Genomic DNA, 10695 nt, shown 5'->3' on the forward strand with positions numbered 1-10695 from the left:
GCTCGGCTCTACACACAAAAAAAAAGACGCACGGCCATCCAGCCGTGCGCTTGGGAAGTATCGGCCGCGCCCCGATCAGGCCCGGCCGACAACGACATGCTAGTCTCGCCATCATCATGGGTACAGCACCAGATGGCGGGAAATTCGATGGATACAGATGACCAGAGCGCGATGATCCCACCCCGCTACCAACGGCTGTCCGACGAACTGGCCGAGGCCATCCACGGCGGCCGGCTTCCAGTAGGCAGCCGCCTGCCCTCGCTGCGACAGATGGCCCTGCAGCGCAGGCTCAGCCTGAACACGGTGATTGCCGCCTATCGCCAGCTGGAGGACGCCGGCCTGGTGATTCCGCGGCCCAAGGCCGGTTTCGAGGTGGCGCCACGACTGTCGGTGCCGGAACGTTCGCTGCGTGACACCCCGTCCGCGCCCACCGCACCACTGCAGCAGGTACTGATGGCCCGCGTGCTGGAAGCACAGCGCCGCCCGGGCGTGATCGACCTGGCCTTCGCCGGCCCGCGCGGTCGCCAGTTCTACCCCGGCGCGCAGTTGGCCAGGCACACCGCGCAGGTACTGCGCCATGGCCAGCAGACGGTGGAGACCTACGCGCGCCCGAATGGTTCGCCGCGGCTGCTGGCGCAGATCGTGCGCCGTGGTCCGCGCATGGGCCTGCACACCCACGCCGAGCGCCTGCTGCTGACCCACGGTGCAATGGAAGCGCTGCAGCTGGCGTTGCGTGCAGTCACCCAGCCAGGTGATGCGGTGGGCATCGAGGCGCCGTCCTACTTCAACCTCTACCCGTTGTTGGCCAACCTGGGCCTGCAGGCCATCGAACTGCCCACCCACCCGCAGCACGGCCTGGACGTCGACGCGCTGGATGCGCTGCTGGAGCACACGCCGCTGGCCGCACTGGTGGTGATGCCGACCGTGCACAACCCGCTGGGCTGCACCATGCCGACAGTGGCCAAGCAACGCCTGGCCGAGCTGGTCAACGCACGGCAACTGCCGCTGATCGAAGATGCGGTTTACGCCGAACTGCAGTTCTGCGAACCGCCGGCGCCCTTGCTGAAGGCCTTTGATCGCGACGGCTGGGTGATGGTGGTCGGTGGTTTCTCCAAGACGCTGGCGCCGGATTACCGCATCGGCTGGCTGGATGGTGGCCGCTTCGCCGAGCGCATCGCGCTGCTGAAATTCCAGTCCACCGGCGGCGAGCCGCAGCTGCTCGGCGATGCAGTGGCCGCGTACCTGGAAGCGGGCAGCTACGAGCACCACCTGCATCGCATGCGTCGTCTGTATCGCGAACAGGTGGGGCGGCTGCGCCAGCTGGTGGCCGAACATTTCCCGCCCGGTACCCGCGCCACCGAACCACAGGGCGGGTTCCTGCTGTGGCTGGAACTGCCGGGCGTGGATACGCGCGAGCTGTTCGAGCGTGCACTGCAGGAGGATATCGTGTTCATGCCCGGCCAGGTGTATTCGCGCGGCGCGCGCTACCGGCATTGCCTGCGGCTGTCGTGCTGCCAGACGCTGGATGCGCGCTTCATCGGCGCGGTGGAGCGGCTGGGTGCGATTGCGCGGGAGCTGGCGGCGCGCCAGCTCCTGTAGAGCCGAGCCTACGCTCGGCTGCCCTTCGCCAATGGTCCCCGCTGAGCCAAGCATGGGCTCGGCTCTACAGGAAGCAGGTCAATCGAGCAGGTGCGTGCTCAGGATCTGGCCATCCGCCCCCGGAAGATGCGGCAGCCGCCCCCAGCACGGCATCGGCAGGCGCTGCCGCAGCGTGGCGAAGTTTTCATCCTGCCGCTGCATCGCCGGGTCGATGTGGTTGCCGATCCAGCCCAGGCACTCCACGCCGCTGGCCTGCAGCGACTGCGCGGTCAATCGCGCGTGGTTGACGCAGCCCAGCCGCATGCCCACCACCAGCAGCACCGGCAACTTCAGCGCGCGCACCAGGTCGAGCTGATCCAGCGTGGCGGAGACCGGCGCCAGCCAACCGCCAACACCCTCCACCACGACGATATCGGCCTTCGCGCGCAGGCGTTCGAACGCGGCCACGATCGGCGCCAGCGCCACCTGCACGCCGTCCTCGGCAGCGGCCAGCTCCGGTGCCAGCGGCTGCCGCAGCGCATAGGGATTCAGGTCGGCATAGTCCGGCACCGGCCAGCTGGCCGCCTGCAGCGCCAGCGCGTCCTCGTTGCGCAGGCCCTGCCCCAGATCCTCGCTGCCGCTGGCCACGGGCTTCATGCCCACCGCGCGCAGGCCACGCTGGCGCAGTGCATGCAGCAGCGCGGTGCTGGCCGCGGTCTTGCCGATCTCGGTATCGGTGCCGGTAACGAACAGGGCGGGCGGCAGCGTAGCGGGCAACGGCATCGATGGGCTCCAACAGGGCAACAGTGCGTGCATTATCGCCGGCCCGGCGCGCTTGCTAGACTGCAGGCATGTTCGCCAATGCCTCGCTCACCGGCAGCAAGCCGGAACAATACGCCCAGCTGCTGGAACAGGCCCGTGGCCTGGTCTACGCCGAGTCCGACCGCATCGCCAACGCGGCCAACCTCTCGGCACTGGTCTACCACGCCCTGCCCGACCTGAACTGGGTGGGCTTCTACCTGTACGACGGCAAGGAGCTGGTGGTCGGCCCGTTCCAGGGCCTGCCGGCCTGCGTGCGCATTCCGCTGGACAAGGGCGTGTGTGGTGCCGCCGCCAGCCAGCGCGTGACCCAGCGCGTGGACGACGTCGATGCCTTCCCCGGCCACATCGCCTGCGATTCTGCCTCGCGTTCGGAGCTGGTGGTGCCGCTGCTGCGCGGTGATGAACTGATCGGCGTGTTCGATATCGACAGCCCGAAGGTCGGACGCTTCGATGCCGACGACCAGGCCGGCCTGGAAGCCATCGCCCGCGTGTTCGTCGAGGCGCTGGGATGAGCGCACCGAAGCTGCGCAACATCGGCCCGAAAAGTGCGGCGTGGCTGCGCCAGGTCGGCCTGCGCAGCCGCGAAGACCTGGTTGCGACCGGCGCAGTCGGCGCCTTCGTCAAGGTCAAGCGCGCGGGCTTCAAGCCCAGCCTGAACCTGCTGTACTCGCTGGAAGGCGCGCTGCTGGACTGCCACTGGCAGGAACTGAGCGAGCCGCAGCGTGAGGCGCTGGTGCAGGATTACGAAGCACGCATCGCCGCGCATCCGCTGAAGGCGGCCGGCCCGGCGTCGGGCCCGGTACATGAGCAGCGCTTCGATGCCGACGATGACGCTGAAGACAGCGTTGCCGAGGGCGCGGACGAGGATTGAGCCGCGTCCTTCTGTAGCGCCGAGCCCACGCTCGGCTGGCTTTTCTGATCGAAGTGCAGCCGAGCATGGCTCGGCTCTACAAGAGCAGATCAGGGCTGCTGCAGCTCCAGCAGCTCGCCCACCAGCCCGACCTCACCGCGTTCCAGCCACACCCGCAGCCGCGTGCCGTGGTCGATGCGCAGGGCCCAGCACAACGACATTGGCAGGCCGCAGACCTGCGACAGCACCATGCGCAGCGGGCCACCATGGCTGACCACCAGCGTCGGCACCGGATCGTCCTCATCGAGCAGGCGATCGAGCGCGCGCGCGATGCGCCGTTCAAAGTGGCCCCAGCTTTCGCCGTTGGGCGGCGGGAATGCATGCGGATCGGCGTGGAAGGCCGCCAGTGCATCCTCCGGCAGGTCGAACAGCGACTGCCCGTCCCAATCGCCGAAATCCAGCTCTTCCCATTCCTCGTCCGCTTCCACGTCCAGCCCACGCGGGGTGGCCAGGGCCATCGCCGTGTGCAGCGAGCGCAGCCGTGGCGAACTGATCACCCGCTCCCAGGGCTGCGCGGCGTAGGCGTCGACCAGTTCCTGCGGCAGGCGGGCCAGCTGCGGTGGATCGCTGCGGCCATCGAGGAACTCATCGCGACCGTTGCCGGCATGGCGGACCAGGTCGAGGATCATGCGCGCGTCCTGTACAGGCGACGCGGGAACAGCGGAAAACAGGCGGACATCGGCAACGGCACCACGGGATCAAGGGGCCATTCTAAAGGCACGGCAAAGGCAGTCGAGCACGCGCGGCGCTACGGGCCGCCTGCGATGCCGTAGACTGCGCGCACTTCCAGGTGACCTGCGGCCGTGGCCGACAGGTTGAAACGGGAAGCCGGTGACGCGTATTCCACGCCAGGCCGGCGCTGCCCCCGCAACGGTAAGCACGTCAGTTCCAGGCTACACCGCCACTGTGCCGCAGGCATGGGAAGGCGCCTGGACGGTGGCCCCAGGCCACCCGGCGGCAAGCCCGGAGACCGGCCCGGAAGCCTCAGGTCGCGATGCGGTGGGCATGGCGCTGGATGACCGCAGCCTGCGCTGCGGCGTCGGCGCATGCCTGCCTTCGCGGCTCCTCCCCTTCGCCACGCGGGCGTGCGTGGCACCTGGAGTCCCCCATGAAGCTGCAGTCCCGAATGCTGTCCCTGGCCGTGCTGGCCACCCTGCCCGCGCTGGCCCAGGCCGCCGATGACACCACTGCGCTCGACCAGATCCTGGTCACCGCCACCCGCACCCCGATCGCGCTGCAGGACAGTATCGCGCCGGCGCAGGTGATCGACCGCGCGCAGATCGAATCCAGCCAGGCCACCTCGCTGCAGGAGCTGCTGCGCGGCCGCGCCGGCATCAACCTGACCAATGCCGGCGGCCTCGGCAAGCAGAGCTCGCTGTTCCTGCGCGGCACCAACTCGGGCCACACCGTGGTGCTGGTCGACGGCGTGCGCATCAACAGTGCCGACCTCGGCCTGGCCATGTACCAGGACCTGCCGCTGGCGCAGATCGAGCGCGTCGAAATCGTTCGCGGCCCGCAGTCCAGTCTGTACGGTGCCGACGCCATCGGTGGCGTGATCCAGATCTTCACCCGCCGCAACCAGGGCGATTTCGCTCCGCACTTCCAGCTCGGCGGCGGCAGCAACGGGCTGCGCGAAGCCAGCGGCGGCATTGGTGGCGGCACTGAGCGCGGCTGGTTCGGTGCCGACATCGCCTACCAGCATTCCGACGGCATCGATGCCTGCCGCGGTTCTTCCTCGGTGTTCACTGCGGGCTGCTTTGCCGACGAGCACGACCGCGACGGCTACCGCAACCTGTCCAAGAGCCTGCGCGGCGGTTACAGCTTCAACGACCAGTGGAACGTGGAAGGCAGCGCACTGCGCGCCGATGGCAAGAACCATTACGACGGCTACTACAACTACTCCGAGACCCGCCAGCAGGTGCTGGCCGGCAAGGTGCGCTACACCCCGTCGGAGCGCCTGGCGTTCACCGCCAACGTCGGCCGCAGCGACAATGAATCCGACAACTTCGGCGCACCGGGGGTGTTTGGCAGCGCGCAGACCCATCGTGACAGCGCCTCGCTGCAGGGTGACTTCGGTGTGGCCGAGGGCCAGCTGCTGAGTGCCGGCGTGGACTGGAGCGAAGACAATCTGGACGGCAGCAGCGCCGGGTATCTCGTCGACAGCCGCCGCAACACCGGCGTGTTCGTGCAGTACCAGGGCCGCTTCGGCCGCCACCAACTGCAGGCCAGCGCCCGCAACGACGACAACCAGCAGTTCGGCAACCACGCCACCGGCAGCGTTGGCTGGGCGATGGAACTGGGCCACGGCCTGCGCGTCAACGCCAGCTACGGCACCGCGTTCAAGGCACCGACCTTCAGCGACCTGTACGACCCGTGGAGCGGCGTGCCGACGTTGAATCCGGAGAAGTCCAAGAGCGCCAACCTCGGCGTTTCGCAGCAGGGCCAGGGCTGGCACTGGGGCATGGATGTGTACGAAACCCGCATCGATGACCTGATCACCTACGATGCGTCCACGATGAAAATGCAGCAGGTGGAGAAGGCGCGCATCCGTGGTGCCGAGCTGACCGGTGGCGTGCTGCTGGCCGGCTTCGACATCAACGCGCAGCTGAGCTACACCGACCCGCGCAACCGCACCCACGGCAGCACCCAGTTTGACAACTGGCTGCCGCGCCGTGCACAGCAGACTGCGCGCCTGGACATTGACCGTCGCTTCGGCGATTTCCGCGCCGGCCTGACCGTACAGGGCGCGGGCAAGCGCTTTGACAACGCCAGCAACTCGGTGAAGGTTGGCGGCTACGGCACGCTGGACCTGCGCACCGAGTACGCGCTGACACCGGAGTGGTCGCTGCTGGCGCGTGCCGCCAACGTTTTCGACCGCAGGTATGAGACGGTGGCGTGGTTCAACCAGCCGGGCCGTGAGTACCAGTTGAGCGTGCGTTACCAGCCGAAATGAGGAAACGCGCCGGGCATTCCCGGCGCTTTCTCTGTAGAGCCGAGCCCATGCTCGGCTCAGGCAGCAAAGCAGCCGAGCATGGGCTCGGCTCTACACCGGGACGCCGGCGGCCAACCCCGGCAATTCACGCAGATCGTCGATCACCGCCACCGCATGCGCGGTGGCCATGTCCAGGCCGCGCGGGTAGCCGTAACGCACCAGCACGATCGGCATGCCTGCCTCTTCGGCGGCGCGGTAGTCGGTCAACGAATCACCCACCATCAGGCAGGCATCCACCGGCAGCCCGAAGTGCGCAGCGATGTGCCGCAGCGGTTCGCCACTGGGCTTGCGCTGCGGCAGCGAATCGCCGCCCAGTATCAGCGCGAACGCATCACCGATGCCCAGGTGCTGCAGCAGCGGTGGCACCAGCGCTTCGGGCTTGTTGGTGCAGATCGCCAGCGGCACGTTGCGTGCACGCAGTTGCGCCAGCGCTTCACCCACGCCATCGAACAGGCGCGGGCTGCGCAGCAGGCATTCGCGGTAGTGCACCATGAACACCGGCATGACCTCGACCAGGTCGACCTCACGACCCGCGGCATGCACGGCCTGCTCGACCAGGCGGCGCACACCGTCGCCGATCCAGCCCAGCACCGTGGCTTCCGGTACGCGTGCCACACCGATGTCCTCCAGCGTGCGGTTCAGCGCTTCGGCGATATCAGCTGCGCTGTCGACCAGCGTGCCATCAAGGTCGAACACGACCAGTGGATACGGATACGACAAGGGACGGCACCTGCATGACGTGGGGCCGTCCATTGTACGCCGCTGGTTTTTGCACCGATCCGCCTCAGCCGATCCGGCGCGCGCGGGTAGCCAGGAACGTGGGCAGGTAACGGTCGATCAGGAAACGCGGCTGCGGCTGCCAGTCCTCCATGAAGCGATCGATGATGAAGCCGGCATCCAGCTGGCCACCGATCAGTTCGGTCAGGCTGTGGCCGAAGGTCAGTGCATCGCCCCGTGCCAGCTTCGCCTCGCGCTCGGCTGGCGGCAGGTCTTCCAGGTCCGAATAGGGAATGGCGTACTGCGGCCGGATCAGGCCCTGTGCATCCAGCTGCGGATCGCGCGCACCGACGAACAGCACCGGGTTGTAGAAGCTGGCCATCAGCATGCCATCGCGTGCCAGCACACGGCGGCATTCGGTCCACACCGGGCGCACGTCAGGCACGTACAGGTTCGAGATCGGGTGGAACACCACGTCGAAACTGTCGTTGGCGAACACGTGCAGATCGCGCATGTCACCCTGCACGGTGCGCAGCTGCAGGCCATCGCGCGCAGCGACCCTGCGGTCCTGTTCCAGCTGCCCGTCGGACAGGTCGAACACGGTGACGTCAGCACCCGCAGCGGCCAGCACCGGTGCCTGCTGGCCACCGCCCGAGGCCAGGCACAGGATGCGACGGCCGCGCACATCACCCATCCAGTCCAGCGGCAGCGCGCGGGGCGTCAGGTGCACCTGCCAGCGGCCTTCGCGCGCGGCGGCAATCGTTGAACTTTCCACCGGGCGCGACCATTCGCGCACTTCGCTGGCCTGGCGGTCCCAGGCAGCACGGTTGTGGTCGATCAAGGCCTGTCCATGGTTCATGTGTTCTCCTTGCCCGGTGGGCGCCAATCCAGATCCTGGAAGGCCGGGCTGGCGAAACACTCGCCCAGGAAATCCAGGAATCGCCGCATGATAGCGGGCTGCTGGCGCCGTGACGCGTACACGGCATGAATGCCGAGTTCGTCCAGGCTGAATTCGGGCAGCAGTTCGATCAGCTCGCCACTGCGCAGCAGCGGCGCCACCTGGTAGGTCGGCAGCATGGCGATACCGGCACCGGCCCGCACCGCCTCCAGCAGCAGCGAGGCCTCGTTCGCGCTGATGTTGCCGCCCACCGCCACCGACAGCGAACGTCCATCGCGGTGCAGCTGCCACAGGCTTTTACCGACGTAATGGTGGGTCAGGCAGTTGTGCGCGGCCAGGTGCTCGGGGGCGGTCGGCGTGCCACGCGCCTGCAGGTAGGACGGCGTCGCGCACAACACCGAGCGGCAGGTGGCCAGGCGCCGTGCGATCAGGCTGGGGTCGATCTGGCGCGCGATGCGCACGGCCAGGTCCACCCGCTCTTCCACCAGGTTCACCGTGCGGTCGACCAGCAGCAGCTCGATGCGTGCCGCCGGATGGCGCGCAACGAAGCCGGCAACGGCCCGTGCCAGGTGACTCTGCCCGAATGAGACGCTGGCGGTCACCCGCAGCGTTCCGTGCGGCTCGGGATCATCACTGGCCAGCTCGCCCTGCAGTTCTTCGCCGATCGCCAACATCTGCCGGAAGCGCGCCAGCGCCGCCTCGCCGGGGCCGGTCAGGCTGATCCGGCGCGTGGTCCGGTGCAGCAGGCGCGCACCCAGCCACCCTTCAACCTCGGCCAGGTAGCGGGTGACCATCGCCCGCGACATGTCCAGCACCTCGGCAGCGGCGGTGAGGCTGCCGCGCTCGGCGACCTCGACGAACACGGTCATGGCGGTCAGTCGGTCCATCTGCTCGATTCCTGCAACAAACAAGCGCGTTATACGCTGTTTTTCGATCAACTGCAGCAGCCTAGAGTGACCCCATTCCCACCCCACACCGCCCCACGGAGTCCTGCCATGAAGATCGCCCTCGTTGGTTCCACCGGCAACATCGGCCGCCAGATCGCCCGCCACGCGCTGGCCCGCGGCCACGAACTCACTGTCATCGTGCGCAGCGCGCAGGACCTGCCGGCTGAACTGGCCGGTGCGCATCCGGTGGTCGCCTCGCTGGACGACCTGGATGCGCTGGTCGCCGCCATTGCCGGCCACGACGTGCTGGCCAGTGCCTACGGCCCGCGCCCCGGCGATGACATCGGCCGTGTGGGCGAGGTCGCCGCGCAGCTGGCCGCCGCCGCACGCAAGGCCGGTGTACCGCGCCTGGTGGTGGTCGGTGGTGCCGGCAGCCTGGAAGTCGCGCCCGGCGTGCAGCTGGTCGATACCCCCGACTTCCCGGAGGCCTACAAGCCGTACGCGCTGGCCCATCGCGAGGCGTTCAACCGCCTGCAGGCAGTGGACGACCTGGACTGGACCTTCTTCTCGCCGGCCGCAGAAATCGGCCCGGGCGAAGAGCGCGGCCAGTACCGCGTGCAGCCCAAGGCCTTCCTGGCCGATGCCAGCGGCCACAGCCGCATCAGCTACGCCGACTATGGCGCGGCGTTCGTCGCCGAGCTGGAAGCGCACGCGTATCCGAAGCAGATCATCACTGCAGCGTATTGATCCACGCACGTCCCATGTAGAGCCAAGCCCGCGCTCGGCTCTACGCGAACATGCAGCCGGGCATTGGCCCGGCTCTACACAAGGAATTCCCATGCGTACCGCTGCCCTGCTGCTTCCCCTCGCCCTGGCCGCCAGCTTCACCAGTGCGCCGCTGATGGCCGCATCGGCCACCCCGGTGCCGGCCACGGCAACGAAATCCCAGCTGCACCTGCAGACCTTCCATCCCGGTCCGCAGGCAATGTTCTCGGTGTCCTCGGTGCTGATCGAAGGCCGCCACGACGCGATCCTGGTCAATGCGCAGTTCGGTGCCAGCGACGCGCGCAAGCTGGTCGAGCTGATCCGCGCCAGCGGCAAGCAGCTGACCACGATCTACATCAGCCACGGCGATCCGGACTACTACTTCGGCCTGGCCACGCTGCAGGATGCGTTCCCGAAGGCGCGCATCGTCGCTACCGCGCAGACCGTTGCCCACATCCAGCAGACACAGGCCGGCAAGCTGGCCTACTGGGGCCCGAAGATGGGTGCCGACGTGCCGGCCCGCATCGTGGTGCCGCAGGTGCTGGATGGCGATGCCCTGCAACTGGAAGGCCAGCGCCTGCCGCTGATCGGCCTGGACGGACCGACCCCGGACCGCACGGTGCTGTGGGTGCCGTCGCTGCGTGCGATCGTCGGTGGCATTCCGGTGGTGGCCGGTGAGCACGTGTGGATGGCCGACACGCAGACGCCGAAGTCGCACACCGACTGGCTGCAGACCCTGCAGCGGTTGCAGGCGTTGAAGCCGAAAGTAGTGGTACCGGGGCATTACGCACCGGGTGCCGCACTGGATTCGAGTGCGCTGCGCTTCACCGCAGATTACATCCGCGCGTTCGATGCCGAGGCGGCGAAGGCCAAGGACAGTGCGGCACTGGTGAAAGCAATGCAGTCGCGCTACCCGAAGCTGGATGGCGTCGCATCGCTGGAGCTGAGTGCGAAGGTGGCCAAGGGCGAGATGCAGTGGCCATGAGGTAGGAAGTTTTCTTTTGCAGGGCTGCGCCCTGCACCTGCTCAATGCAACGGCAACAGCCGAAGCAACAGCAAAAGCTGGTCTCCTGAGGGTTGGCAGGGTGGGTCCGGTTGCGGGGGGCGCTGCAAGTACGTCCATGTA

General features: G+C 67.9%; 11 protein-coding genes and 1 riboswitch. Of the genes, 6 read left to right on the forward strand and 5 right to left on the reverse strand.

What is annotated here, in order from left to right; all coding sequences use genetic code 11:
- Positions 1 to 147: 147 nt before the first annotated feature.
- The gene (locus ARC63_RS11510) at positions 148 to 1599 is read left to right on the forward strand and encodes an aminotransferase-like domain-containing protein (protein WP_057503353.1); all 1452 of its coding nucleotides are present in this window, start codon (positions 148 to 150) and stop codon (positions 1597 to 1599) included.
- A 78-nt stretch (positions 1600 to 1677) separates the two neighbouring features.
- Here the strand turns inward: ARC63_RS11510 and bioD are convergent, their stop codons facing one another.
- Positions 1678 to 2361, reverse strand: coding sequence for a dethiobiotin synthase (gene bioD, locus ARC63_RS11515; protein ID WP_049453286.1), 684 nt, complete (start codon positions 2359 to 2361; stop codon positions 1678 to 1680).
- Between the two features lie 68 nt (positions 2362 to 2429).
- On the opposite strand from bioD, the gene ARC63_RS11520 reads away from it, so the two are divergent.
- Positions 2430 to 2912, forward strand: coding sequence for a GAF domain-containing protein (locus ARC63_RS11520; RefSeq protein ID WP_004140850.1), 483 nt, complete (start codon positions 2430 to 2432; stop codon positions 2910 to 2912).
- On the forward strand, positions 2909 to 3271 hold the full coding sequence (locus ARC63_RS11525) for a TfoX/Sxy family protein (protein WP_010484100.1): 363 nt from the start codon (positions 2909 to 2911) through the stop codon (positions 3269 to 3271). Before ARC63_RS11520 ends, ARC63_RS11525 begins: the two co-directional genes overlap by 4 nt.
- A gap of 89 nt (positions 3272 to 3360) precedes the next feature.
- Here the strand turns inward: ARC63_RS11525 and ARC63_RS11530 are convergent, their stop codons facing one another.
- Positions 3361 to 3939 carry a histidine phosphatase family protein gene (locus ARC63_RS11530; RefSeq protein WP_049453290.1) on the reverse strand — a complete coding sequence of 193 codons (579 nt, stop codon included), beginning with the start codon at positions 3937 to 3939 and terminating at the stop codon, positions 3361 to 3363.
- A 142-nt stretch (positions 3940 to 4081) separates the two neighbouring features.
- Positions 4082 to 4303, forward strand: a riboswitch (cobalamin riboswitch).
- Positions 4304 to 4418: 115 nt separating this feature from the next.
- Between ARC63_RS11530 and btuB the strand changes: the two genes are divergently transcribed.
- A complete protein-coding gene (gene btuB, locus ARC63_RS11535) occupies positions 4419 to 6263 on the forward strand; it encodes a TonB-dependent vitamin B12 receptor (protein ID WP_057503354.1) in 1845 nt (614 codons plus the stop codon).
- Positions 6264 to 6353: 90 nt separating this feature from the next.
- Here btuB and gph read toward each other — a convergent pair whose 3' ends face one another.
- From gph to ARC63_RS11550, 3 genes are all read right to left on the reverse strand, one after another.
- A complete protein-coding gene (gene gph / locus ARC63_RS11540; protein ID WP_057503355.1) occupies positions 6354 to 7022 on the reverse strand; it encodes a phosphoglycolate phosphatase in 669 nt (222 codons plus the stop codon).
- A 64-nt stretch (positions 7023 to 7086) separates the two neighbouring features.
- Positions 7087 to 7878, reverse strand: coding sequence for a class I SAM-dependent methyltransferase (locus ARC63_RS11545; RefSeq protein WP_019338001.1), 792 nt, complete (start codon positions 7876 to 7878; stop codon positions 7087 to 7089).
- On the reverse strand, positions 7875 to 8804 hold the full coding sequence (locus tag ARC63_RS11550; protein ID WP_010484105.1) for a LysR family transcriptional regulator: 930 nt from the start codon (positions 8802 to 8804) through the stop codon (positions 7875 to 7877). The genes ARC63_RS11545 and ARC63_RS11550 overlap by 4 nt, the downstream gene beginning before the upstream one ends.
- Before the next feature lie 108 nt (positions 8805 to 8912).
- Between ARC63_RS11550 and ARC63_RS11555 the strand changes: the two genes are divergently transcribed.
- Positions 8913 to 9551: an NAD(P)-dependent oxidoreductase gene (locus tag ARC63_RS11555; RefSeq protein ID WP_057503356.1), complete on the forward strand. Its 639-nt coding sequence runs from the start codon at positions 8913 to 8915 to the stop codon at positions 9549 to 9551.
- Between the two features lie 91 nt (positions 9552 to 9642).
- Positions 9643 to 10554, forward strand: coding sequence for an MBL fold metallo-hydrolase (locus tag ARC63_RS11560; RefSeq protein WP_053442471.1), 912 nt, complete (start codon positions 9643 to 9645; stop codon positions 10552 to 10554).
- Positions 10555 to 10695 lie beyond the last annotated feature (141 nt).

The organism is Stenotrophomonas geniculata ATCC 19374 = JCM 13324 (genome assembly GCF_001431625.1).
In the GTDB taxonomy this organism is placed as follows: Bacteria; Pseudomonadota; Gammaproteobacteria; order Xanthomonadales; family Xanthomonadaceae; genus Stenotrophomonas; species Stenotrophomonas geniculata.